Source organism: Microbacterium aurantiacum (genome assembly GCF_040532595.1).
In the GTDB taxonomy this organism is placed as follows: Bacteria; Actinomycetota; Actinomycetes; order Actinomycetales; family Microbacteriaceae; genus Microbacterium; species Microbacterium chocolatum_B.
Genome location: NZ_JBEVYX010000001.1, coordinates 822,603 through 846,267 on the forward strand (window position 1 = coordinate 822,603; position 23,665 = coordinate 846,267).

At 71.2% G+C, this 23,665-nt stretch carries 21 protein-coding genes; 4 read left to right on the forward strand and 17 right to left on the reverse strand.

What is annotated here, in order from left to right:
• Positions 1–51: 51 nt before the first annotated feature.
• Entirely contained in the window at positions 52–1,233 is a 1,182-nt protein-coding gene (locus tag ABXJ56_RS04005; protein WP_353998430.1) for an acyl-CoA dehydrogenase family protein, read from the reverse strand.
• 62 nt (positions 1,234–1,295) lie between these two features.
• Here ABXJ56_RS04005 and ABXJ56_RS04010 point away from each other — a divergent pair, with 62 nt between their 5' ends.
• Entirely contained in the window at positions 1,296–2,483 is a 1,188-nt protein-coding gene (locus ABXJ56_RS04010) for a CaiB/BaiF CoA transferase family protein (protein ID WP_353998431.1), read from the forward strand.
• A gap of 31 nt (positions 2,484–2,514) precedes the next feature.
• On the opposite strand, the gene ABXJ56_RS04015 is transcribed toward ABXJ56_RS04010, so the two are convergent.
• The 7 genes from ABXJ56_RS04015 to ABXJ56_RS04045 all read right to left on the reverse strand — a co-directional run bounded on the left by ABXJ56_RS04015 (position 2,515) and on the right by ABXJ56_RS04045 (position 9,433).
• Entirely contained in the window at positions 2,515–2,913 is a 399-nt protein-coding gene (locus ABXJ56_RS04015) for a PPOX class F420-dependent oxidoreductase (protein ID WP_353998432.1), read from the reverse strand.
• 12 nt (positions 2,914–2,925) lie between these two features.
• Complete coding sequence (locus tag ABXJ56_RS04020) at positions 2,926–3,483, reverse strand: pyridoxamine 5'-phosphate oxidase family protein (RefSeq protein ID WP_353998433.1); 558 nt, start codon at positions 3,481–3,483, stop codon at positions 2,926–2,928.
• 93 nt (positions 3,484–3,576) lie between these two features.
• Entirely contained in the window at positions 3,577–5,235 is a 1,659-nt protein-coding gene (locus tag ABXJ56_RS04025) for an alpha-amylase family protein (RefSeq protein ID WP_353998434.1), read from the reverse strand.
• On the reverse strand, positions 5,232–6,197 hold the full coding sequence (locus ABXJ56_RS04030; RefSeq protein WP_353998435.1) for a TIGR03885 family FMN-dependent LLM class oxidoreductase: 966 nt from the start codon (positions 6,195–6,197) through the stop codon (positions 5,232–5,234). Before ABXJ56_RS04030 ends, ABXJ56_RS04025 begins: the two co-directional genes overlap by 4 nt.
• A 61-nt stretch (positions 6,198–6,258) precedes the next feature.
• A complete protein-coding gene (locus ABXJ56_RS04035; protein WP_353998436.1) occupies positions 6,259–7,242 on the reverse strand; it encodes a bile acid:sodium symporter in 984 nt (327 codons plus the stop codon).
• A gap of 30 nt (positions 7,243–7,272) precedes the next feature.
• Positions 7,273–7,968: a GTP cyclohydrolase II gene (locus tag ABXJ56_RS04040; protein ID WP_353998437.1), complete on the reverse strand. Its 696-nt coding sequence runs from the start codon at positions 7,966–7,968 to the stop codon at positions 7,273–7,275.
• Between the two features lie 370 nt (positions 7,969–8,338).
• Complete coding sequence (locus ABXJ56_RS04045) at positions 8,339–9,433, reverse strand: PIG-L deacetylase family protein (RefSeq protein WP_353998438.1); 1,095 nt, start codon at positions 9,431–9,433, stop codon at positions 8,339–8,341.
• 219 nt (positions 9,434–9,652) lie between these two features.
• Here ABXJ56_RS04045 and ABXJ56_RS04050 point away from each other — a divergent pair, with 219 nt between their 5' ends.
• Positions 9,653–10,498 carry an NAD-dependent epimerase/dehydratase family protein gene (locus ABXJ56_RS04050; protein WP_353998439.1) on the forward strand — a complete coding sequence of 282 codons (846 nt, stop codon included), beginning with the start codon at positions 9,653–9,655 and terminating at the stop codon, positions 10,496–10,498.
• On the opposite strand, the gene ABXJ56_RS04055 is transcribed toward ABXJ56_RS04050, so the two are convergent.
• The 4 genes from ABXJ56_RS04055 to ABXJ56_RS04070 form a co-directional block, all read right to left on the reverse strand.
• Complete coding sequence (locus ABXJ56_RS04055) at positions 10,478–11,407, reverse strand: alpha/beta hydrolase (RefSeq protein WP_353998440.1); 930 nt, start codon at positions 11,405–11,407, stop codon at positions 10,478–10,480. The two genes, ABXJ56_RS04050 and ABXJ56_RS04055, sit on opposite strands and share 21 nt — an antisense overlap.
• A 22-nt stretch (positions 11,408–11,429) precedes the next feature.
• Positions 11,430–12,536, reverse strand: a complete 1,107-nt coding sequence (locus ABXJ56_RS04060) for a fatty acid desaturase family protein (protein ID WP_435404984.1) — start codon at positions 12,534–12,536, stop codon at positions 11,430–11,432.
• Positions 12,537–12,684: 148 nt separating this feature from the next.
• Entirely contained in the window at positions 12,685–12,888 is a 204-nt protein-coding gene (locus ABXJ56_RS04065; RefSeq protein WP_053548991.1) for a cold-shock protein, read from the reverse strand.
• A 235-nt stretch (positions 12,889–13,123) separates the two neighbouring features.
• Positions 13,124–13,951, reverse strand: coding sequence for a helix-turn-helix domain-containing protein (locus ABXJ56_RS04070; protein WP_353998441.1), 828 nt, complete (start codon positions 13,949–13,951; stop codon positions 13,124–13,126).
• An 86-nt stretch (positions 13,952–14,037) separates the two neighbouring features.
• On the opposite strand from ABXJ56_RS04070, the gene ABXJ56_RS04075 reads away from it, so the two are divergent.
• On the forward strand, positions 14,038–15,024 hold the full coding sequence (locus tag ABXJ56_RS04075; RefSeq protein ID WP_353998442.1) for a phytanoyl-CoA dioxygenase family protein: 987 nt from the start codon (positions 14,038–14,040) through the stop codon (positions 15,022–15,024).
• 95 nt (positions 15,025–15,119) lie between these two features.
• Here ABXJ56_RS04075 and ABXJ56_RS04080 read toward each other — a convergent pair whose 3' ends face one another.
• Genes ABXJ56_RS04080 through ABXJ56_RS04100 form a run of 5 tightly spaced genes read right to left on the reverse strand, consistent with a single transcriptional unit; the run spans position 15,120 to position 22,431 of the window.
• Positions 15,120–17,204, reverse strand: coding sequence for an alpha-galactosidase (locus ABXJ56_RS04080; protein ID WP_353998443.1), 2,085 nt, complete (start codon positions 17,202–17,204; stop codon positions 15,120–15,122).
• A gap of 7 nt (positions 17,205–17,211) precedes the next feature.
• Positions 17,212–18,540 carry an ABC transporter substrate-binding protein gene (locus ABXJ56_RS04085; RefSeq protein WP_353998444.1) on the reverse strand — a complete coding sequence of 443 codons (1,329 nt, stop codon included), beginning with the start codon at positions 18,538–18,540 and terminating at the stop codon, positions 17,212–17,214.
• A gap of 47 nt (positions 18,541–18,587) precedes the next feature.
• Positions 18,588–19,499 (reverse strand): carbohydrate ABC transporter permease, encoded by a 912-nt coding sequence (locus tag ABXJ56_RS04090; RefSeq protein WP_353998445.1) that lies wholly within the window; start codon positions 19,497–19,499, stop codon positions 18,588–18,590.
• Complete coding sequence (locus ABXJ56_RS04095) at positions 19,496–20,425, reverse strand: carbohydrate ABC transporter permease (RefSeq protein ID WP_353998446.1); 930 nt, start codon at positions 20,423–20,425, stop codon at positions 19,496–19,498. The genes ABXJ56_RS04090 and ABXJ56_RS04095 overlap by 4 nt, the downstream gene beginning before the upstream one ends.
• A complete protein-coding gene (locus tag ABXJ56_RS04100) occupies positions 20,422–22,431 on the reverse strand; it encodes a beta-galactosidase (RefSeq protein WP_353998447.1) in 2,010 nt (669 codons plus the stop codon). The genes ABXJ56_RS04095 and ABXJ56_RS04100 overlap by 4 nt, the downstream gene beginning before the upstream one ends.
• A 144-nt stretch (positions 22,432–22,575) precedes the next feature.
• Between ABXJ56_RS04100 and ABXJ56_RS04105 the strand changes: the two genes are divergently transcribed.
• Complete coding sequence (locus ABXJ56_RS04105) at positions 22,576–23,595, forward strand: LacI family DNA-binding transcriptional regulator (protein WP_353998448.1); 1,020 nt, start codon at positions 22,576–22,578, stop codon at positions 23,593–23,595.
• Positions 23,596–23,665: the final 70 nt, after the last annotated feature.

The following is a 23,665-nucleotide window of genomic DNA, read 5'->3' on the forward strand; positions in this document are numbered from 1 at the left end:
GACGGCGCGCCGCACGCCGCGATTCCCACTGAATGAGAGTCGAGCTCGGGGTCAGCGGAAGGCGGCGATCCCGGTGATCCGCTCCCCGAGGATGAGCGTGTGGACCTCGTCGGTGCCCTCGTAGGTGCGGACGGACTCCAGGTTGTTCGCATGGCGGAGCGGCGAGTATTCCAGCGTCACGCCGTTCCCGCCGAGGACGGTGCGCGCGTCGCGCGCGATCTCGATCGCGGCGCGGGTGTTGTTGAGCTTCGCCACCGAGATCATGTGGTGCTCCAGCCGCCCGGCATCCTTCAGACGTCCGAGCCGCAGGGCGAGGAGCTGCGCCTTCTGGATCTCCAGAGCCCACTCGACGATCTTCCGCTGCGTCAGCTGGAACGATGCGATCGGGCGGTCGAACTGACGGCGCGCCAGGGCGTACGCCAGCGCCTGTTCGGCCGCGTCCCGCGCGGCGCCGACCGCTCCCCACGCGATGCCGTACCGCGCCTCGTTCAGGCACGAGAAGGGGCCGCGGAGCCCACGGACCTCGAGCATCGCGTCGGCCGGGACGCGCACGCCCTCGAGCGTGACGTCGCACTGGATCGACGCCCGCATCGACAGCTTCGCCGGGATCGGAACCGCCGAGAAGCCGGGGGTGTCGGTCGGCACCAGGAACCCCCGCACCCCGTCGTCCGCGCGCGCCCAGACGACGGCGACGTCGGCGATCGACGCGAGCCCGATCCAGCGCTTGGCACCGTCGATGACCCAGCCCTCGCCGTCGCGGCGCGCGGTCGTGGCCATTCCGCCGGGGTCGGATCCGGCATCCGGTTCGGTGAGGCCGAAGCAGCCGATGATCTCGCCGGCGGCCATGCCGGGCAGCCACCGCCGCTTCTGCGCCTCGGTGCCGTGCTTCGCGATCGCCGACATCGCCAGCGACCCCTGGACGGACACGAAGGTGCGGATTCCGGAATCCCCCGCCTCGAGCTCGGCCATGGCGAGGCCGTACTCCACGGCGGAGCGTGCCGCACAGCCGTAGCCGTGGAGATGCATGCCCAGGAGCCCCAGCTCGGCCATCTCGGGGACGAGCTCGCGCGGGAAGTGCGCCCGGTCGTACCAGTCCGCGATGTGCGGGCGGATGCGGCGATCGACGAACTCCCGCACCCGGTCCCGGCCCGCCCTCTCCTCGTCGGTGAACTCCGAGTCGATGTCCATGAGGTCCAGGGCGCGGCGGAGGTCCGCCGCGGATGTGTCGGTCATGTCGCGCCTCCGCTTCGAGTGTGCACCACCGCGCCCGTGCGCGGGCGAGGAAGATGGACCACATGATCGATGCCGCCGCGCTCTCCCGCGCGTTCGACCGGCCGATGCGCGGGCCGCTCGCCGGCGTCGTCGTGGCGGACTTCAGCCGCGTGCTCGCGGGACCGTACGCGACGATGCTGCTGGCGGACATGGGCGCGCTCGTGGTGAAGGTCGAGTCCCCCGGGGGCGATGACACCCGGCAGTGGCGCCAGCCCGTCCGAGGCGACGAGAGCACCTACTTCCTCTCGGTCAACCGCAACAAGTTCGCCCTCAGCCTGGACTTCGCGGATGCCGACGACCTCGCGATCGCGCACCGGATCGTCGCGCGCGCCGATGTGATGGTGGAGAACTTCCGTCCCGGCGCGCTCGAGCGGTTCGGCCTCGATGCGGCGAGCGTGCGGGCGCGGCATCCGTCGCTCATCGTCGCCTCGCTCACCGGCTTCGGGCGTGGGGCGGGCGCCGACCTCCCCGGATACGACCTGCTCGCTCAGGCCGCATCGGGGCTCATGAGCGTCACCGGAGATCCGGACGGACCGCCGACGAAGGTCGGCGTCGCCGTCGTGGACGTGCTCGCCGGACTCCATGCCGCCGTCGGCATACTCGGCGCCCTGCACGCGCGGGAACGCGACGGTGCGGGCCAGCGGATCGAGGTGGACCTGCTGACGTCGGCGCTCTCCGGGCTGGTGAACCAGGCGTCGGCGGTGATCGCCGCGGGCGCGAGCCCCGGCCGGCTCGGCAACGCCCACCCGAGCCTCGCACCCTACGAGCCCTTCGCCACGGCGGACGGCACGCTCGTCATCGCGGTGGGCAACGACCGGCAGTTCGCCCATCTGTGCCGGGTGCTGGGGACCCCCGTGCTCGCCGAGGATCCCCGCTTCGCCACGATGCCCGCGCGCAACGCGCACCGCGAGCTCCTCCACGCGCTGCTGACGGAGGCATTGCGGTCGCGGCCCGCCGCGGCATGGGCGCCGTTGCTCACCGACGCCGGTGTGCCGTGCGGCCCGTTGAACGACATCGCCGGCGGCATTCGGATGGCCGAGGGCCTCGGCCTGGAACCGGCGGTGACGGCGGGGCCGAAGGGCGACGGGGTACCGACCGTCCGGCATCCGATCCGCTACTCCAGCGGACCGGTCGATTACACGAAAGCGCCACCGGGACTCGATGCCGATCGCGAGCGGATCCTCCGCTGGCTGGCGACGGACCCCGCGTAGCCGCTCCAGCGCAACCGCCCAGACTGAGCCCTCAGGACTCTGCGAACAGCCCCGATGACCCCATCACGCGCTCGGGTTCGATGCGGATGACCACGCGCTTCGGGTTCACCCGGGGCGGCCGGTAGCGCTCGGTGTACAGCTCTTCGGCGCGCCGCACCGCAGCGGGATCGCGCTCGATCACCGCGCGCCCGGCGATGCTCAGCCACTGCGGTCCCGACACCTGCGCGACCGTCGCGCGGCCGTCGCGCTCGACGTTGCGGACCTTCTGCGTCCCGTCGCCGGTGATGATCCGCACGACCCCGTCGGCCACCGTGAACCCGACGGCGACCGCGTGGATGAGCGCGGTCGGGCCGATGGTCGACAGGGTGGCCAGGTGACGGTCGGAGACGAAACGTCGCCCGTCCTCGGTCAGATCCGCAAGCGTGGGCACTCGTTCATTCGATCACACCGCGGAGCCCCCGGGGCGCGGCGGCAGGTGCGGGATCGGCTTGGGTTTGCCGTCATGGGCATCGTGGATCTCATGCGCGCCGGAGGCAGCCGGTCCCGACGCTCCGGGCGGCGCATTCCGACGGGCATTCCGCGACGCGGTCCGCGGGGCATCGAGGAATCGGCGCCCGCTCACCTGGTCCGGCTCGACCCGCACGACCTCGTTCTTCTCCCACGATCCCGCCGAGCGGAGACCGCGCACACCGGAGGCCTCGACCTCGGCATCCGTTCCGAGGATGCGCGCACGACCGCGGACGACGACGCTCCACACCTCTCCGTGGTTCTCGCGATCGATCTCGAATGCGACCGGACGGCCGGCGGCGAGCGCCTCGAGCTTCGCACCGGGGGCGGTGCGGAGGAACAGCGCATCGGCGCCGGCGACGTAGTTGACCGGGAAGAGGTCGGGCGATCCGTCGGCGTCGATCACGGCGAGCCGGCCGAGATGACCGATGCGCAGGAGGCGCCAGCTCTCGGCGGCATCGAGCATCTCGACCTCGGGTGATGGCGTGTGCATACCGACCTCCCTGTGAACGTCCACGATCCAGTCAACGCCCGTCCCGGCATCCGTTCAAGGCCCTTCGTCCCGCCCCGTCGTCCGCGGCGCCGGTCAGACGAGGATCTCCTCACCCGGCCGGTGCACGCGGAACCAGTGCCACCCGTACGGTGCGACATCGATCTCGACCACGGCATCGTCGGCGCGATGCACACCGGCCCCGAAGAGGTCGCTGAGAACGGTGCCCTCCGGTTCGTCGCCGACGTCGATGCGCGCCACGCACGGCACGTCGTCGAAGTTGTGGACGGCGATGAGATGACCCAGGTCGCTGCGCACCGCGTGCACGAGGAGGGTGTCGTTCTCCTGCGCGAGGATGCGCAGCGCGCCCCACCCGATCTCCGGACTCGTGCGGTAGCGCGACGTGAGATGGCGGACGAACTGCAGCAGCGAGTCGGGGTCGTTCCGCTGTGCGGCGGCGTTGACGAAGCGCGGGGCGTAGCCGTCCTCGGGGAACTGCCCCGGCCACTTCGACGCCGGTGCGGTGGAGAATCCGCCCTTCGCCTCCGAGGTCCACTGCATGGGCGTGCGGACGGCGAGCCGATCGGTGACGCGGGCGTCCTCGGCCATCCCGATCTCCTCGCCGTAGAAGAGCACAGGGGCTCCGGGCAGCGAGAACATCAGGCTGTAGACCATGCGGATGCGTCGCGGGTCGCCGTCGAGCATCGTCGGGAGCCGCTTGACGATCCCCCGGTCGTAGATGCGCTGGCTCTCGTCCGGGGCGAAGACCGCGAACACCTCCTCCCGCTCGTCGTCGCTGAGCTTGTCGAGGGTGAGCTCGTCGTGGTTGCGGACGAAGTTCGCCCAGCCCGCCTCGACGGGAAGGGCCGGCCGAGCCTCGAGCGCGGTCCGCAACGGCGTCGTGTCACGCCGCGCGAGCGAGAGGTAGAGGGCCTGCATCCCCACGAAGTCGAATTGGAGGTCGAGTTCGCCGCCCTCCGGTCCGCCGAAGTACGCCAGCTGCTCCTCGTACGGCAGGTTCACCTCGCCCAGCAGCATGGATTCGCTGCTGCGTCGGCGGAGGAAGCGCTTGAGGTCGCGCAGGAACTGATGGGGGTCGCCCATATCCTCGCCTTCGGGCGGTGCGATGAGGAAGGGGACGGCATCCACGCGGAATCCCGAGATCCCCAGCTTCACCCAGAAGCCGATGACCTTGGCGATCTCGTCGCGGACCTTCGGGTTGGCGATGTTGAGGTCCGGCTGGTGCCGGTAGAACGTGTGCAGGAAGTACTGCTCCGTCTTCTCGTCGTACTCCCAGATCGAGCTCTCCTCGCCCGGGAAGATCGTGTTCGGGGCGTCGGCGGGAGCCTCGTCGGTCCACACGTAGTAGTCGCGGTACGGCGACGAGCGGCTGCGGCGGGCCGAGACGAACCACGGATGCCGGTCGGAGGTGTGGTTGACCACGAGATCGACGATGACGCGGATGCCGCGGTCCCGCGCCATCCGGATCACCTCCACCAGGTCTCCGTGGGTACCCAGTCGCGGGTCGATCCCGTAGAAGTCGCTCACGTCGTATCCGTCGTCACGGTCAGGGGTCGGGTAGATCGGCATGAGCCACAGGCAGGTGATGCCGAGGTCCGCGAGGTAGTCGATGCGCTCGGCGAGACCCTCGAGGTCGCCGATGCCGTCCCCGTTCGCGTCGAGGTAGGTCTCGACATCGAGGCAGTAGTAGATCGCCGACTTCCACCACAGGTCGGCGGTGTCCGCGGGCTTCATGCGATCGCTCGCAGGGCGGGGAGGAGCTCGCGACCCGCGCGCTCGATGAACCCGCGCTGGTCCGGTCCGACCTCGTGGAGGTAGAGCCGATCGAAGCCGACCGACATGAGGTCGCCGATGCGCGCGGCGAGCGCATCGACGTCGTCGGAGATCAGCACGCTCTCGCGCAGCTCGTCGTCCGTGACGCCGTCCGCGGCGGCGTCGAACGCCTCCGGACTCGCGATGTCCCACAGCCGCGTCGGCGGGAGCGCGCCGTGCCGCCACTGGTCGCGGACCGTCCGCATGCCCGCGTCGAGGTCGTCCTGCAGGCACACGTGCACCTGCAGGGCGGCGGGACCCCGGCCCCCGGCATCCCGGTATCCGGACAGCACGCGCTCGAGGGTCTCCCGCGGCTGGGCGACGGTCGCGAGACCGTCCGCCCACGGCGCGACGCGGACGGCGGTCTCGACGCTGACGGCGGCCGCGAACAGGGGCGGCGGTGTGGCCGGCCGCGTCCACAACCGCGCCTCGTGGACGCGGACCCGGCCCTCGTGCGTCACCTCAGCGCCGGCGAGCAGCCGGGCGATCACCGACTGGGCCTCGTCCAGACGTCTGTCGCGTTCGGGCTTCTCCGGCCACGGGTCGCCGGTGACGTGCTCGTTCAGGGCCTCGCCGCTGCCGAGCGCCGTCCAGAACCTTCCCGGGAACATCTCCTCCAGCGTCGCGATCGCCTGCGCCGAGATCACCGGGTGCATGCGCTGGACGGGCGAGGAGACCGATCCGATGGAGAACGAGGTGCGGGCGAGCGCCGCGCCGAGCCAGCTCCACGAGAAGCCCGACTCCCCCTGGCGCACGCCCCAGGGCGCGAGATGGTCCGAGCACATCGCGGCATCGAACCCGGCCTGCTCCGCGAGGACGACCCACTCCAGGAGGGCGCTCGGCGGGAACTGCTCGTGCGAGGCGTGATAGCCGATGACATCCATGCCCCCACCTTCCCGGCCGCCGGTGCGGGACGTCGAGGCTTGCGGCCGGTGGCCGCTTCGGCTACGTCGTCGGCGGCACGGACGACGGAGGCCGCACGAGGCGGGGGACGACGGCGACGAGGACGACCATCGCGACGAGCTCGACGAGCGTCTGGGTGACCACGACGAGCGGCGTCAGCGCGAACCCGGCCGGGAGCGCGAGGGCGAGCGGCAGGACGACGAGGGAGTTGCGCGTCACACCGCTGAAGACGACCGCCCGTCGCTCCGGGACCGCGAGGCCTGCGGCGCGGGCCGCGACCGCCCCGAGCGGGACCATCACCGCCACGAAGGCGACGTACACCGGGACGGCGGCGAGGAGGGCGGCGGCGCGATCGGCGACAGCCGCGATCTGCGAGGCCACCACCACGGCGAGCGTCAGCATCATCAGGGGAACCATCGCGGCGGTCGCGGCATCCCGGATCGCGGCGGCGGCGCGCACCCGACGCGCGCCGAGCTGCACGAGGATCGCCACACCGAGCGGGAGTGCGATGAGGAAGACGAAGGCCTCCACGAACGGGCGCAGATCGAACGCCCCCACGACGGCGGGGCCGGCCATGAGGAGCAGATACAGCGGGAGGAGGAGGATCTGCGTCACCATGAGCACCGGCGTCGCGGCGAGGAGCTTCTCCCGCGCACCGCCGGCGAGGCCGGCGAAGACGATGACGTAGTCGACGCACGGGGTGAGGAGCACCAGGAGGACCCCGACGAGCACCGCCTCGTCGCCCGCGACCAGGCGGCTGAGGACGAAGACGACCAGCGGGACCACGACGAAGTTCAGCGCCAGCACCGTGCCGGCGAAGCGCGCGTCGCGCAGCGCCGCGCCGAGCGCCCGGAACGGCACGCCGAGGAACGTCGCGAAGAGGAGGAGGGCGATGACGGGCGTGATCGCCGGCTCCACGATCGGGCCGGCGCCCGGTGCGACGAGTCCGATCGCGGCACCGCCCGCGATCGCGGCGAGACACAGCGCCACCTGATGGCGTTCGAGCGTCGCGGCGACGGGGGTCACCGTTCCATCATGGCCCCGGGCGGGCGGCGGTCACGCCGCGGGCAGCTCCAGCAGGTGTCCGGTCCGGTCGCGCTTGGCCTGCAGGTACCGCGCGTTGGACGCGGTCACGTGCACGCCGGTACGGACGACGTCGACCACGTCGATGCCGAGCGCCGCGAGCTGCGCGGCCTTGTCGGGGTTGTTGGTCAGGATGCGGATGCCGTCGACCCCGACGGCACGGAGCATCTGAGCGGCGGCGGTGTAGTCGCGCTCATCCTCGCCGTGGCCGAGGGCGGTGTTCGCGTCGTACGTGTCGAGCCCGGCATCCTGCAGGGCGTAGGCGTCGAGCTTCGCGTAGAGGCCGATGCCCCGCCCCTCCTGGCGGAGGTAGAGCAGCAGCCCGCCGGCGTCGTTCAGACGCTCGACGGCCTCGCGCAGCTGCGGTCCGCAGTCGCACCGCTCGGAACCGAACACATCGCCGGTCAGGCACTCGCTGTGCATGCGGATGAGCACGTCGGCCCCCGGGGCCACCTCGCCGTCGGCGTCCACCGCATCGCCGAAGGCGAGGAGCAGGTGCTCCGCGCCGTCGACCAGCCCGGTGAACGTCAGCACCCGGGCGGAAGCGGTGTAGCCGTCCGAGAACCGCAGGGGGATCGTCACCGCGGTGCGCACCTGCGCCGCGGTGAGCGGGGTGATCCCGGCGGGGTGGACATCGGCCGGAGCATCGGCGGGGCGGGCCTGTGACATGGGGGCTCCCTCGTTCGGTGACCGCGATGCGGCGAGCGTGCGACCGCGATGCGGGAGTGCAAGCGGGTCGTCTCGCTGATTATTCCGGCGCCCGCGGGGGGTCGGATGCAGTTCGGCCGGATTTCGCCGCGGGCCGAACTCCTCCGATCCGGCGGATGCCGGCCCGATCGGGCCCGGATCCGCAGGTACCGCCGCCAAATGGCGGAGTTCGGTACACGGCAGGGGGGGGTGCCGAGCGCGGCCGGACGGCGACGTCGGCCGGATTTCGCCGCGGGCCGAAATCCTCCGATCCGGCGGATGCCGGCCCGATCGGGCCCGGATCCGCAGGTACCGCCGCGGAACTGAGGAGTTCGGCACGCGGCCCGGGTGTTCAGCCGGCGGGGAAGAGCTCGCCGTCGGTCTTGGCGTACTGGCGCTGGAGCCAGGCGCCGAACTTCGGCTTGTCCAGGCACGCCTGCGCGGACGCGCACGAGACCACCGAGTCCTGCGCGGCGTACACGCGGAACGCGTCGATCTTGCGGGCGAGCAGGTCGCCGGACAGGTTCACCGGAAGATCCTTCGTCCGGTAGCCGACGGCATAGCTCACGCGGTCGGCGGGGAACCCGACCGCCTGCCACGCTGCGCGCGTGACGGTGCCGGTGGCGGAGTGGTCGGGGTGGTCGCCGCCCGCCCACTCGGTGCCCTGCGGCACGTGCGTGTAGAGCTGATCGGCGCGGTAGGCGATGATCAGCTCCGACAACGAGGACGTCAGCGCGTCGAGCGTGAGCGGGGTCCCGCCGTCGATCGGCGCGAGGGAGGTGAGCGCCCCCGAGACGAGGGCCGGCAGCGTGACGAACCCCGTCGCGCGGAACCCGGCCCCGTTCATCGCCCCGTCGGGCAGGCGCAGGAAGACCACCGTGATGTCCGGATCGTCCTCGGGCGACCACTGGCTGATCTCCACGCCCGAGTTCAGCGTCACGCGGTGCTCGGCCCAGAACCCCTGCGCGCCGCGCATGGTGTTGTAGGCGCGCAGGATGCCGAGCTCCCGGCCCTTGGCGTAGTGCTCCCCCCGCCCGGCATCCGATCCGGTGAGGAAGACGGTGCGCACGCACCGCCCGGCGTCGAACGCCTCGAGGAGGCGCGGATTCATGAAGAGGAGGTCGTCGTCGTAGTGCGCCCACACCGACATCGTCACGCCCGTGTCGCACGGAGTCTCGGCGGGCGAGACCGGCGGCGGGGCGGGTGCCGGCTCGGGCTCCGGTGCGACGGGCTCGGGCTCGGCGACGGGCGTCGCGGTCGTGTCGGGAACGGGGAGCGACGCGGCCGGGACCGGCGTCGGCGCGGGCGGGAGGGTCGCCGTCCCGCCGGGCGATCCCGCGGACGTGCTCACGCTCAGCCGATCGGAGGCGCTGACGAGGAAGCCGGCGAGCGTCGCACCGCCGGCGCTGCTGAGACCCACCACCGCGGCGATCGTCAGGATCGCCACCACCGCGCTGCGCGCCCGTCCCTGCCCACTCGGGCGTCCGCGACGCCGTCGTGCGCGCGCATCCGTTGCGCGTCCATCCCCCACGTGACCGTCCCCCAGTCCCATCCCCGCGCGGGCACCCCCGTGCCCACGCGCGCCCGATTATGTCATGTCGGCGCGGCGCGGCGCGGTATCGGCGCGACGCGCTCACCGCAGCGCCGGACGTGCCAGGCTGGTCGCATGCGCATCGCCCTCACCGGATCCAGCGGAAAACTCGGCACCGTCGTCGCGCGCGAGCTGCGCGCGGCGGGACACGAGGTCATCGGAATGGACGTCGCCGGAACACGGGCTCCGGGCTTCCTCCAGGTCGACCTCACCGACTACGGCCAGGTCGTCGACGCGTTCGCCGGACTCGGCGACCGGGGCGACGGCGTGGACGCCGTCGTCCACCTCGGTGCGATCCCTGCACCGGGCCTGCGGAGCGAGGTGGCGACGTTCCACAACAACATGACGGCCACCTTCAACGTGTTCTGGGCGGCGGTGCGCCTCGGCATCCGTCGCATCGTGTACGCGTCGAGCGAGACGGTCCTCGGCCTCCCCTTCGACGTCCCCCCGCCCTACGTGCCCGTCGACGAGGAGTACGCGCCCCGCCCGGAGAGCGTGTACTCGCTGGTGAAGACGCTCGAGGAGCGCATGGCGGATGAGCTCGTCCGGTGGCATCCCGATCTCTCGATCACCGCCCTGCGGTTCTCGAACGTGATGGTGCCCGAGGACTACGCCGAGTTCCCGTCCTTCGACGCCGATGCCGGCATCCGGAAGTGGAATCTCTGGGGCTACATCGACGCCCGCGACGGCGCCCAGGCGGTCGAACGGGCGCTGCACACGGCCCCGGTGGGCTTCGACACGTTCATCATCGCGGCGGCCGACACCGTCATGACGCGCGCGAACGACGAGCTGCTCAGCGAGGTCTTCCCCGACGTCCCCCGGAGCGGCGACGTGGGGACGAACGAGACGCTGCTGTCGATCGACAAGGCGCGTCGTCTGCTGGGCTACGCTCCGCAGCACTCATGGCGCGACGGGGTCTGAGACTCCCAGCGCACCGCCGAGCCACGTGAGGGCCTCGCGACGGAACGCGACGGATGCCGCGGCCTCGGGGAAGAGCGTGTCGAAGCCGTGCGGGGCCCCGGGCACGACGCGCAGCTGCGCATCCACCCCTGCGGCGCGCAGGCGCCGGGCGTAGGCGGCGTCCTCGTCGTGGAAGAGGTCGATGTCGCCGACGCCGATCCACGCGGGAGGGAGCTCGGCGAGGTCTCCGCGGTGGGCGGGAACGGCGTACGGCGGCGGGTATGCGAGGGCCCCCCCGAGGTAGGACTCCCAGCCGAACCGGTTGGAGGTGTTGTTCCAGACGGGGTGCGCGACGGCATCCAGCGTGCGATCCGCGGCCGTCCTCGCGTCCAGCATGGGTGCGATCAGCAGCTGTGCGGCCGGCGCGATCCCGCCCTCGTCCCGGAGACGCTGCGTGAGGGCCGCGGCGAGTCCGCCGCCCGCGCTCACGCCGCCGAGGGCGATGCGCGACGGGTCGAGGTCGCGGGCCCGCGACGTGGCGACGGTGCGCGTCCAGACCGCGTGCACGTCATCGAGCGCGGCCGGGAACGGATGCCGCGGCGCGAGCCGGTAGCCGGCCGAGACGACGGCGATCCGCAGGGTCGCCGCGACGAGCGCGCAGAACCGGTCGTCCTGGCGCGGCGACCCGGTCACGAGCCCGCCTCCGTGGATCCAGACGAGAGCCGCGGGCGATCGCCGCGCGTGGGGCCGGTAGAGCCGGTACTGCACGCCCGCCTCGCGCACGCTGCGGATGGAGACCGCCCGCGCCAGGGGACGGGGGACGCGGCTCGGCGTGTGCCCGAGAATCCAGCGGACCGGGCGTGCCCGCACGTCGAAGGCGCGCGCGGTGGGGACGCCGCGGAAGGAGGGGTCTATCCGTGCGTCGTCCACCGTCCGGGCGGGCCCGGGCCGCCTAGGCGCGACGGTGAACCGCCACCACCGGGCAGTCGAACGGATCCCGGGCGGCGAGTCCGACGCGGTTGAGGTAGTCGATGACGATGGCGTACGAGCGCAACACGGTCGTCTCGGTGTACGGCACGTTCAGGGTGCGGCACTGCTCGATGACGATCTCGCGGGCCTTGGAGAGGTGCGGGCGCGGCATGTTCGGGAACAGGTGGTGCTCGATCTGGTAGTTGAGGCCGCCCATGAGCCACGTCGCCCACCAGCCGCCGGAGATGTTCCGGGACGTGCGCACCTGCTTGGAGAAGAAGTCGAGCTTGGCGTCGGGGGCGATGACGGCCATGCCCTTGTGGTTCGGGGCGAACGACGCCCCCATGTACACGCCGAACACGGCGAGCTGCACACCGAGGAACGCGAAGGCCATCCCGAGGGGCAGGAGGAAGAAGATCGGCACGACGAAGACGGCGAAACGCAGGAGCAGGAGGCTGATCTCGGCCGCTCGGTTCTTCACCGGACCTCGTCCGAAGACGTGACCGAAGGCGATGGCGTGCAGATTCAGGCCCTCCAGCGTCAGGAGGGGGAAGAACAGCCACCCCTGTCGGCGGGTGATCATCCGGCGAAGACCCCGAGCCGACGCGGCATCCTCGTCGAGGAACGAGATCGTGTCGATCTCGATGTCCGGGTCCTTGCCGACGCGGTTCGGGTTGGCGTGGTGCCGGGTGTGCTTCGTGGTCCACCACGAGTAGCTCATGCCGACGATGCCGTTCCCGAGCAGACGGGCGAGACGGTCGTTGGCGGGTCCGGACGCGAGGATCTGCTTGTGCGCGGCCTCATGGGAGAGGAAGGCCACCTGCGTGTACAGGATGCCGAGAGCGGCGGCGATCAGCAGGGCGAACCAGCTGTCGCCGAGAAGGAGGAGGCCTGCGACGCATGCGGCGAAGCCGAGGAGGATCAGGCCGCCGGTGAGGGCGTAGAACCACGGGGTGCGGCGCAGGAGACCGCTTTCGCGCACCACCTGGGAGACGTCGGTGAAGGCGCGCGTCAGCTGCGGGAAGTCTTCGGTGCGGGAGTACGTCTGGCGAACAGGTCCGAGCCTGGGCTCGAGGACAGTGGCGACGATGAGAGCACCTGCTCTTTCGATCGGGACCCGGGGGGCCGGAAGCCAAAGGCGGGCGCCGATCGCTGTGTGGCCCACTGTATGCCGAGCGCTATACGCGACCCGGCATACAGTGGACCGCCGACCGGACGCATCCGGTCGGCGGGGAGGATCAGAGAGGCCGGATGTTCGCGGCCTGCATGCCCTTGGGCCCGCGCTCCGCGTCGAACTCGACCTTCTGGTCTTCGCGCAGCTCCTTGAAGCCGGAGGTGGTGATCGCGCTGTAGTGCGCGAACAGGTCGGCGGAGCCGTCATCGGGAGCGATGAAGCCGTAGCCCTTTTCGGAGTTGAACCATTTCACGGTGCCAGTGGCCATCGTGTCTTTCCTTTTTCTTTTTGTGCAAGTCGCGAATGCGACCATGGACGCCGTTCCGACGGATCGGTACGGACGAGGTGGGATCCGAGAGCGTCGAGCGAGCGACGTGATCCGGATGAGACGGCGGTGACGCCGCGTGATGCGGCCCGGACTCCGCAGCTCCGCCGTGAGCGCAGAGGGTTCGGCGACGATGGAACCCCGAGAGCCGGGGTCGGCCCAGGCTAGCACGCGGAGGTCACCGATCGCGCATCAGGGTCCGTCGGTACGCCGCGGGGGTCGTTCCGCAACGCCGCCGGAAGAGCGCATAGAACTGGCTGGAGGACCCGAACCCCGCGCGCTGAGCGATGTCGGCGATGGAGGCATCGGTCGAAAGAAGCAGGTGCTGGGCGCGCGCGATGCGGCCCTGGGCGATGTACTCGCCGATGGTGACGCCCATCGCCGCGCGGAAGACCTCCATCGCATAGCGCGGGTGCAGGTGCGCCTGGGCGGCGACGTCGGCCACGCCGATGTCGTCGGCCGCGTGGAGGGAGATCCACGCGGCCATCGCCGCGACCTCCGGTCGGAGCCCGGACGCCGCCGGCGCGATGGCGCGCGCGGACCCGGCGGCGGCGTGTGCGACCCGCCGCACGAGCGCCTCGATCTCGAGCGCTGCGGCGTCATGCAGGGGCCCCGTCCCCCGGACCTCGTCCTGCCAGTGCGCCACACCGTCGGCGAGCGCCATCCCCGGCGCTTCGGGCACGAGCACGATCTCGCCGGCGAAGAGACGCGTGAGGAACTCCGCCGGCAGCGACCACGCGCGCACCTGCACCAGCGGAGCGGTCAGCCACGTGACGGGGAGGTCTCCGGTTCCCCGGACGAGCTGATGGGGGCGGGCCGCCCAGAACACCGCGAGCGTCCCCGCCGGGATGACCGCGGCGCGCCCGTCGATCAGATACTCGAGATCGACCGGCGCCAGGTTGATCTCCACGTCGTCGTGAGAATGGGCGATCTGCATGCGGGGCGCCGCGCCGTGCCAGCACGCGAGGCCGAATGACGCCGCGTGCGCGTCAGCGGATCTGATCATCCCGGATAATCTACCGACTCGAGCGGCGGAAATCGCGATATCGCAGTTCTAGCGTGGGAGCGTCCATTCACCTTCCAGGAGAGAGCATGTCGATCACCACCCCGGTCGCCCCCACGGCGACACCACCCTCCGCGCGCGTCGACGCCCGCGACTACCACCTCACCGCCGAGGAGATCGCGCAGTTCGATCGCGACGGCTATTTGGTGTTGAAGGGGCGCATCCCCGCGCCGCTGCTCCAGCGTCTGCGCGACGCCGCCGACCGCTGGATCGCCGAAGGGCACGCGCGCGGGCCGGCCGACGAGAGCGCCGTCGACTACCAGTGGGCGGTGCGCGGCGGCGCGCAGCGCCTGTTCCGCATCGACTACCTGCACTCCAAGGGCGAGGACGCCTCGCTGGAGCTGCTCGGCAGCCCTGCGGTCCTCGGCATCGCGGAGAGCCTCGCCGGGCCCAATTTCGTCCCGACGTACGAATCGATGGTGTTCAAGGACACCGGCGACGGCGCCGCGATCGACTGGCATCAGGACGCCGTGCACCCGCGGACCCACCGGATCTTCAACATCGACGTCTACCTCGACGCCTCGCGGATCGGGGAGGGAGCGCTCCGCGTCGCGCCGGGGTCCCACCTCGCGCCCGTCGACGTCTGCCAGCTGCAGGAGGAGTACGGCTGGGACGCCCCCGGGGTCATCCAGGTCGAGCTCGAGCCCGGTGACGTCCTCATCCACGACGTGATGGTGGTGCACGGGTCGGAGGCCGTCACCGGCAACCGCCTGCGTCGCACCATCTACTACGAATTCCGCGCGGCCGAGCAGATCTTCGCCGAGGGCCCGTGGGACGCGGAGTGGGTCGACCGCCGGCTCCGCCTGCTGCCGGTTGCCCTCGCCCGGCACGACGAGGGGATGCCGGAGGCCGAGCGATTCGCCTGGAACGCCGACGAGAGCCTGCGCCCGGTGACGCGGGGCGACGCCGACGACGAGCTGCGCATCGCGCACGGTGTGCACTCGCCCGGTTCCTACTGCAGCGCGGGCAGCGTGCCCTTCCGTGCGGAGGACGACGCGTCAGACCCCTCCGCCTGACCTCCCCTCCCCCTTCGGTCGTCGCCTTCTGCGGGTCGCGTGTACGCGCACCCGCAGAAGGCGGCGACCGATCTGCGTCTGCCGGGGGACTTCACTCAGACGGCCCGGACGTGGAGGACGACGGCGTTCCCGGGGGCGAGGAGCGGCATCGGGAGGACACCCTCCGCCAGCACCGCCCCGCTGAGGACGACCCCGTCCGCGAGCCACGGCGGCGGGGCGTCCTGCACGGTGCGCGGCTGCGCCCCGATCTCGAGCACCTCCACGCGGTAGCGGCGTTCGGGCGCGAGACCCGGCAGCCGCGCGGGCGGGGGGAGCGCGGCATCCGTGGATCCGAGCACGGCGTAGGCGAACAGCGCCTCGTCCCCCTCCCGGGCGACGACACCGTACTGGAGGACGGCGTCATCGACGTCGTCGACGCGCACGACGCGCCCGTCGTGCAGAAGCGCGCGATGGCGGCGGTACACCTCGGTCCATGCCGCCAGCGCATCGAGGTCGGCGCCTGTGAGCCGGGAGATGTCCGACTCGATCCCGGCGTGCAGGAACAGCGCCGTCGCCAGGCGGAACGCCATCGTGGCCGTGCGCCCGGTCGTGTGGGCGCGTTCGTCGCCGACGTGCGAGCCGAGGAGCTCCGGCGGGATCAGGATGCCGGTCCACCGCTGGATCCGCTGTCGCTCGAGCGGGTCGTTGGTGTCGCTCGTCCAGAATCGGTCGGTCCGGCGCAGGATGCCGAGGTCGATGCGAGCGCCCCCCGATGCGCATGACTCGATCTCGACCCCCGGGTGCGCGGCGCGCAGCGCATCGAGCAGACGGTAGAGCGCCCGCACCTGGGCGCGGGAGTCGGCCACGAGCAGGTCGCGGTTGTGGTCCCACTTCAGACCCGCGATGGGGTACTCCCGCAGCAGCGCGTCGAGCTTCGCGAAGACGTACGCCCACGCGTCGGGGTGGGCCAGATCAAGCACCTGCTGGAACCGCCACGAGACCGAGTCGGCCGGGGTCAGCAGCCACTCCGGATGCCGGCGGGCGAGGTCCGAGTCGGCGTTGACCATCTCGGGCTCGACCCACAGGCCGAACTGCATGCCGGCGTCGTGGACACGGGCGATGAGCGGAGACAGGCCGTCGGGCCAGGCGCGGGGGTCGACGTCCCAATCGCCGAGCGCGCGTCGGTCGTCGGTGCGTCCGGTGAACCACCCGTCGTCGAGGACGAGGCGCTCCATCCCGACACGACGGGCCGCGTCCACCAGGGGCGCGAGACGCTCGAGGGAGTGGTCGAAGTAGACCGCCTCCCACGTGTTGAGGGTCAGGGGACGCGGGCCGCGGGGCGTGACCCACGACCGGATCCAGGGATGCAGCCGATCCGAGAGCCCGTCCAGCCCGTCGGCCGACCAGACGGCCACGACCGAGGGCGCGTCATAGGTCTCGCCCGGCGCCAGCGCGAGGTGCTCGAGGCGCTCCCCCGCACCGATGACGCTCGCGCCCATCTCGGAGCGCTCGAACCACGACACGGTGTCGCCGCTCCACGCCACGTGCGTCGCCCACACCTCACCGTGACCGAAGCCGAACCCCGGGGTGCCGACGACGCTGAGCATCGCCGCATCGTGGCCGCCGCGCCCGTGCCGCGACTCGCGCAGCCAGGTGCCGAATCCGGGGGTCAGTCGCTGCGGCGCGCGCTCGCCCGCCCACCGGCCGGCGAAGTCGAGGACCTCGCGCGCACGGTCGGGAACCGGCAGGACGACGGATGCCGCGCGCAGCGTCGTGGGTGCCTGCGAGACGTTGCGCACGCGCTGGTCGACCTCGAGCACGCCCTGCGGGCTGAGTGCGAAGCGGAGGCGCACCTCGTGTGCGCCGGCGGCGACGACGGTCTCGATCGCGCCGCCCTCCCGCGCATCGGCATGCGTTCCGGCATCCGTCGTCGAGACGTGCCGGGCGGGACCGGGAGCGGGGTGGGCGTCGAGCCCGGGCCGCCCCGACCACCCGTCGGCGAGCGTGGCGACGACGCCGACGCGGAGCGGGCGGTCGATCGAGCTGGGGGTGACGGCGGGGATGACGGTGTCGGCGAGGGCACGCAGATCGTCCTGGTCCAGCGGGCCGAGATCTCGACCCCAGTGGACCAGGACGGGTGCCCCCGCGCCGCGGGCGTCGAGCACGAGACTCGCGCCCGCGGCACGGAGGTGATGGATCACGCCGGGATCACTCCGCGACGGGGATCGACTGCGCCTCGAGCGCCGCGATCGTCGACGCCTGAGCGTCGGCGAGGGCGTCGGCGAGGGTGCCCGATCCCGAGACGGCGGCCTTGAAGCCGTCCGAGACGTCCGCGTAGACCTGCGTCATGGTCGGACCCCACACGAAGTTGGGGTTGACCTGGCTGCCGATCTCGGCGAACAGCTGGTAGATCGGCTGGTCGCCGTAGAAGGCCACGCCCTCCTGGAGCGCCGGGAGGTTCACGCCGTCCTTCGTGGCGGGGAAGATCTGCGCCGTGGTGTTCAGCGAGGTCAGCGCCTCGTCCGAGGTGTTCAGCCACAGGGCGAACTTCGCCGCTTCGTAGGGGTGCTCGGTGCCGTTGAAGACCGCGATGGAGGAGCCGCCCCAGTTGCCGGCGGCACTGCCCCCGGCTTCCCACTGCGGGCTCTCGGCCACCGACCAGTTGCCGGCCGTGTCGGGCGCGCCGCTCGCGATGGAGTTGGCACCCCACACCGCGGAGTTCCACGTCCAGACCTCACCGGAGTTGTAGGCGTTGTTCCACTCGTCGGTCCACGCCGGGTAGGTCGAGACCAGGTCGTTCTCGAGGAGGTCCTGCCAGTAGTCGGCGACCTTCGTCGAGACCTCGTCGGTCAGCTCCACCGTCCACGCGTCGCCGTCGTTGGCGAACCACTGACCCTCGGCCTGCCAGACGAATCCGGCGAACTGGTTGATGTCGGTCTGCGAGAAGTTGGTGATGTAGCCGCCGAGCTCACGGATCTGGACCGCCGCCTCGCGGTACTCCTCCCACGTGGTGGGGACGGGGATGCCGTTCTCCTCGAACAGGTCGCTGCGGTAGAACAGGCCCATGGGGCCGGAGTCCTGCGGGATGCCGTACACCTCGTCTTCGGTGCCGAGGGTCACCTGCCCCCAGGTCCAGTCGATGAACTCGTCCTGGGCCGCCATGACCTCTTCGCAGGCGCCGAGGTCGACGAGGCCGTCCTGCACGCGGAAGTTCGGCAGGGCGTCGTACTCGATCTGGCCGAGGTCGGGGGCGTTGCCGGCTTCGAGCTGGTTGAAGAAGTTCTGGTAGGTGCCGGCGTTTCCGGACGGGCCGGTCTGCACCTCGACCTGGATGTCGGGGTTGGCGTCGTTCCACATCGCCACGGCATCCTCGATCCCGGGGATCCAGGAGGTGAAGCTCAGGGTGACGTCTTCACCGGCCGGCTCGCAGGCCGCGGCATCCCCGCCGCTGTCTCCGCCGGACGCCGAGCATCCCGCCATGACGAGGGCGCCCGCGGTGAGCAGGGCGACACCGACCGCTCTCTTCGTGTGCTGCATGATTCCTTCTCTCGGTTGGCCGCCGGCGACGCCGACGGGGTGTGTTCTCACTTCAGGGCGCCCGAGCCGAGGCCCGACCGCCAGTAGCGCTGAAGCAAGAGGAACGTGACGATGAGGGGCACGATCGACAGCAGCGACCCGACGAGCACGAAGGTGCGCAGCTCGGGGAACTGGTTGATCGTGGAGTTCCAGGCGTAGAGCCCGTAGGTGACGGGGAAGAGCTCTTCGCTGCGGAGCATGATCAGCGGCAGGAAGAAGTTGTTCCAGATGGAGACGAACTGGAAGAGGAACACCGTCACCAGCGCCGGGAACATGAGGCGGATGGAGACGGTGAAGAAGGTCCGCACCTCCCCCGCGCCGTCCAGCCGGCTGGCCTCGAGGAGCTCGTCGGGGACGGATGCTTCGGCGAAGACCCGGGAGAGGTAGACGCCGAAGGGGCTCACGATGCTCGGCAGGAGCACCGCCCACAGGGTGTTGGTCAGCTGCACCTGGCTGAACAGCAGGAACAGCGGGAGCGCCAGAGCCGTCGCCGGGACCAGGACGCCGCCGAGGACGGTGTTGAAGATCGCCTCGCGGCCCGGGAACTTGTACTTGGCCAGCGCGTAGCCGCACATCGCCGCGATCACGGTGGCGATCACGCCGCCGAGGCCGGCGTAGAGGGCACTGTTGAGCAGCCAGCGTCCGTAGACGCCGTCACGGTAGGCGAACAGGGCACCGATGTTCTCGATGAGCTGGAAGTCGGCGAACCACAGGGGGTTCGTGCTGAACAGGTCGCCGCGGCTCTTGGTGGAGGCGACGACCAGCCACCACAGCGGCACGAGGAAGTACAGGGTGAACACCGACATGACGACCATGGCGCCGGCGCGGGAGAGGATGCTCTCGCGCGGTCCGGATGCCGCGATCCGCGGACGTCCGCGGCCGGTGGTGATCGCTCGGGTGGCGGATGTCGTCGCGCTCATGACTGGGTCCCCCGTCGGCTCAGGCGCAGGAAGGTGAAGGAGAGGACGAAGGTCGCCAGAGCCAGCACGACCGAGAAGGCCGCGGCCAGGGACACGTTGGGCACCGCGCTGGTCGCGTAGATCGTCATGTTGGGGGTGTACGTGCTCGTCACCGCGGAGCTGAACGCCCGGAACGTCTGCGGTTCGGCGAGGAGCTGCAGCGTGCCGATGATCGACAGCACACCGGTGAGGACCAGCGCGGGCCGCACGAGCGGGATCTTGATCGACCACGCGATCCGCGCCTGACCGGCACCGTCCAGGCGGGCGGCCTCGTAGATGTCGGTGGGGATCGCGAGGAGCGTCGAGTAGATGATCAGCATGTTGTAGCCGACGAAGACCCACGTGACGACGTTGGCGATCGACCACAGCACCAGGTCGGCCGAGAGGAAGTCGACGCGCGAGGTGACCTCGCTGAACGGCGAGAGGTTCGGCGAGTAGAGGAAGCCCCACATGATCGCGGCGATGACGCCCGGGACGGCGTAGGGCACGAAGAACGCGAGGCGGAAGAAGCGGCGGCCCTTGAGCAGCGGCGAGTCCAGCAGGAGGGCGAACAGGAGGGCGAGCCCCAGCATGACGGGGACCTGGACGACGCCGAAGAGCAGGACGCGGCCGACGGACGTCCAGAAGGCGGTGTTCTGGAACACCAGGGCGTACTGGGCGAAGCCCCCGAAGACCTGCCGCGCCTCGCCGAAGGTGCCCTCGCGCTCGATGACGAGCGTCGACTGCCACATCGCGTAGCCGATCGGGATGAGGTAGAAGAGCAGGAAGAGGATGATGAACGGCGCCGTGAAGGCGACGATCGCCCCCTTGTGCGGGACGTGGCGTCGACGCGGACGATCGGGCGGCGACGACGCGGGGCGCCGGTCCACCGCGACGGATGCGGTCATGAGACGGTCTCCTCTCGGACGACGCGCGCGGTGCCGGCCGGTACGACGAGGGCGTCCTCGATCGTGGTGGCGGTGACGATCTCGTGGCCGCGCACGTCGACGGTCACGGGGTGGGCGGAGGGGTTGATGACGAACAGGTACGAGGCGTCGTCGCCGCGGCGGCGGACGAGGTCGACGACGCCGGCGGGCGCGTCGGTCGTCGCGGCGGGGGCGACCCCCGCGGCATCCGCGGCCTCGGCGAGGACCGCGCGCAGCGCGGCGGGGTCCAGGAGCGTTGCGATGTAGTACGCCGTCCCCTCGCCCCACGCGTTGCGGGTGAGGGCTGCGGAACCCGCGGCGGGGCCGTCGGCGAAGGCGGCGAGCGCCGTGGCGGTGGTGGCACGCAGCCGCTCGGACCAGAGCGTCGCGCGCGAGCCGTCGGTGAGGGCGAGGTCGACACCGGGGGCGACCGGCGCGAACTCCTCGACGTGGATGCCGAGCATCTCGCGGAAGGGACCCGTGTAGCCGCCGGCCCAGACGCGGTCCTCCTCGTCGACGATGCCGCTGGAGAACGTCACCACGGCGGTGCCGCCGGCGACGACCCAGTCCACGAGGACGGCCGCTTCGGCGGCGCGCACGAGGTGCAGGCCCGGGACGACGACGAGTCGGTACGCGGACAGGTCCGCACCCGGACGGACGACGTCGACGGTGAGCCCGAGGGAGTGCAGGGCCGCGTAGGTCGCATGCACCTGGTCGAGATAGCCCAGCGCGTGCGAGGGACGGCATTCGGTGTCGGCCGCCCACCAGGACTCCCACGAGAACACCATCGCCATTTCGGCGACGACGCGGGACCCGGCCACCTCGCGCAGGTCCTCGACGATACGGCCGAGCTCGACGACCTCGCGCCACAGCGCACTGTCGGTGCCGGCGTGCGGGAGCATCGCGGAGTGGAACTTCTCGGCGCCCTGGACGGAGGCGCGCCATTGGAAGAAGCACACGGCGTCCGCGCCGCGGGCGACGTGGGTGAGGGAGTTCCGGACGAGCTGACCAGGGTCCTTCGCGAGGTTCAGCGGCTGCCAGTTGACCGCCCCGGTGGAGTGCTCCATCAGCATCCACGGAGCACCTTCGGCCAGGCCCCGGGAGAGGTCTGCCGCAAAGGCGAGCTCGCTGACCGGGTCGCCCAGACGGTGATCGAGGTAGTGGTCGTTGGCGATGACGTCCATCTCGTCGGCCCACGTCCAGTAGTCCATGTTCTCGATATGCGCCGTGACCATGAAGTTGGTCGTGACGGGGACGTCGCTCATGCGGCGGAGCACCTCCGCCTCGGCGCGGTACTGCGACCGGACGGCATCCGAGCTGAAGCGGTGGAAGTCGAGCAGCTGACCGGGGTTCCGCGCCGACAGCGCGGCCCGCGGGGGCAGGATCTCGTCCCACTCGCCGTAGGTCTGACTCCAGAACGCCGTTCCCCACGCCCGGTTGAGGGTCGCGATGTCGCCGTATCGGTCGGCGAGCCATACGCGGAACGCGGCAGCGCTGTCGTCGCAGTAGCAGAGGGCGTTGTGGCAGCCGAGCTCGTTCGAGACGTGCCACAGGGTGACGGCGGGGTGCGTCCCGTACCGCTCGGCGACCGCTTCGACCAGGCGCAGCGACGCCGCGCGATAGGCCGGTGAGCTCGGGCACCACGCCTGACGACCACCCGGGTAGCGCCGCGTGCCGTCCTCCGCCATCGGGAGGATCTCGGGATGCCGCGTCGTCAGCCACGCCGGGGTGGACGCGGTGCCGGTGCCGAGGTTGACCGCGATCCCGGCGGCGTGCAGCCGCCCGAGGATGTCGTCGAGCGCCTCGAACGCGAACTCCCCCGGGCGCGGCTCGATGTGGGACCAGCCGAAGATGTTCAGCGCGACGAGGTCGACGCCTGCCTCGCGCATGAGCCGGATGTCCTCGTCCCAGACGTCGCGATCCCACTGCTCGGGGTTGTAGTCGCAGCCGAACGCGATGCCGTCGTGGGCGAAAGCGGGACGGGGCATGGTCTCCTCAGATCTGTGAACGTGCACAGATCTGAGCGATTCCTCCACGCTGAGGTCTGTGAACGTGAACAGAGTGCCACAGCCGGAAAACCCTGTCAAGACGGGGATGGACCGTTGTGCGCGTTCACAATACGATGGGGGCTCATGGAGACCACCACGGAGCGTCGCCGGCGCGCCACCGTCAAGGACGTCGCCCTCGAGGCGGGCGTCTCGCGCGGCACCGTGAGCCGGGTGCTCAACGGGCAGCCGTACGTGTCGGACGAGGCGCGGGAGGCGATCGAGGCGGCCATCGCGAAGGTCGGCTTCGTGCCGAACCGCGCCGCACGCAGCCTCGTCGTGCAGAGCTCCCAGGCGATCGGTCTGATCGTGCACGAGCCCCACTCGCTCTTCGTCGAGGACCCCAACATCGCCTCGATCCTCCTCGGCGCCAACGCCGCGCTGTCGGAGGAGGACTACCAGCTGTCGTTCCTCATCGCGGACACGTCCCGCGACGTCGAGCGCCTCGCGCGGTACCTCAGCGGCGGCCTCATCGACGGGGTCATCATCGTCTCCGCACGCGTGGGCGACCCCATCACCCGCGCCGTCCGCGACCTCGCCCTGCCGGCGGCCTTCGTCGGCCACCCGCGCGACATCGGGGATGCCCCCTACGTCGCGATCGACAACCGCGGCGCCGCCCGCGAGATCACCCGCCGGCTCGCCGACACCGGGCGCACGCGGATCGGGATGATCGCCGCGGCGCTGGACCGCGACTCGGGCGCCGACCGGCTCGCGGGATTCGTCGACGCCCTCGGTGCGGATTTCGATCCGCGGCGCGTGGAGAGCGTGCCGCTCTACTCCGTCGCCGATGGCCGCGAGGGCATGCACCGCCTCCTCGAACGGATGCCGGACATCGACGGCGTCTTCGCCTCGAGCGACGCGGTAGCCGCCGGCGCCCTCGAGGCCCTCCGGGAGGCCGGCCGCCGCGTCCCCGAGGATGTCGGGATCGTCGGTTTCGACGACAGCTCGTGGGCCCTGCGGTGCGACCCGCCCCTCTCGACGATCCACCAGCCCGCGGGCGAACTCGGGCGGGCCGCGGCGAAAGCGGTCCTCGCGCAGCTGCGCGGCGAGCGCATCGAGGCACCGATCATGCTCGACTGCCCCGTCGTCTGGCGCGAGTCCGCCTGAGCACCGACTCCTGACGGTTCACTCGTCCCGTCCTGCGGGTCGTCGCCCGCCGCACCCGCACGAGGCGACG

What these genes read in the sequence shown, in the direction of transcription:
- ABXJ56_RS04005 (WP_353998430.1), bottom strand. Translation starts at nt 1,233, where the DNA reads ATGACCGACACATCCGCGGCGGACCTCCGCCGCGCCCTGGACCTCATG.
- ABXJ56_RS04010 (WP_353998431.1), top strand. Translation starts at nt 1,296, where the DNA reads ATGATCGATGCCGCCGCGCTCTCCCGCGCGTTCGACCGGCCGATGCGC.
- ABXJ56_RS04020 (WP_353998433.1), bottom strand. Translation starts at nt 3,483, where the DNA reads ATGCACACGCCATCACCCGAGGTCGAGATGCTCGATGCCGCCGAGAGC.
- ABXJ56_RS04025 (WP_353998434.1), bottom strand. Translation starts at nt 5,235, where the DNA reads ATGAAGCCCGCGGACACCGCCGACCTGTGGTGGAAGTCGGCGATCTAC.
- ABXJ56_RS04030 (WP_353998435.1), bottom strand. Translation starts at nt 6,197, where the DNA reads ATGGATGTCATCGGCTATCACGCCTCGCACGAGCAGTTCCCGCCGAGC.
- ABXJ56_RS04040 (WP_353998437.1), bottom strand. Translation starts at nt 7,968, where the DNA reads ATGTCACAGGCCCGCCCCGCCGATGCTCCGGCCGATGTCCACCCCGCC.
- ABXJ56_RS04050 (WP_353998439.1), top strand. Translation starts at nt 9,653, where the DNA reads ATGCGCATCGCCCTCACCGGATCCAGCGGAAAACTCGGCACCGTCGTC.
- ABXJ56_RS04065 (WP_053548991.1), bottom strand. Translation starts at nt 12,888, where the DNA reads ATGGCCACTGGCACCGTGAAATGGTTCAACTCCGAAAAGGGCTACGGC.
- ABXJ56_RS04070 (WP_353998441.1), bottom strand. Translation starts at nt 13,951, where the DNA reads ATGATCAGATCCGCTGACGCGCACGCGGCGTCATTCGGCCTCGCGTGC.
- ABXJ56_RS04075 (WP_353998442.1), top strand. Translation starts at nt 14,038, where the DNA reads ATGTCGATCACCACCCCGGTCGCCCCCACGGCGACACCACCCTCCGCG.
- ABXJ56_RS04085 (WP_353998444.1), bottom strand. Translation starts at nt 18,540, where the DNA reads ATGCAGCACACGAAGAGAGCGGTCGGTGTCGCCCTGCTCACCGCGGGC.
- ABXJ56_RS04090 (WP_353998445.1), bottom strand. Translation starts at nt 19,499, where the DNA reads ATGAGCGCGACGACATCCGCCACCCGAGCGATCACCACCGGCCGCGGA.
- ABXJ56_RS04095 (WP_353998446.1), bottom strand. Translation starts at nt 20,425, where the DNA reads ATGACCGCATCCGTCGCGGTGGACCGGCGCCCCGCGTCGTCGCCGCCC.
- ABXJ56_RS04100 (WP_353998447.1), bottom strand. Translation starts at nt 22,431, where the DNA reads ATGCCCCGTCCCGCTTTCGCCCACGACGGCATCGCGTTCGGCTGCGAC.
- ABXJ56_RS04105 (WP_353998448.1), top strand. Translation starts at nt 22,576, where the DNA reads ATGGAGACCACCACGGAGCGTCGCCGGCGCGCCACCGTCAAGGACGTC.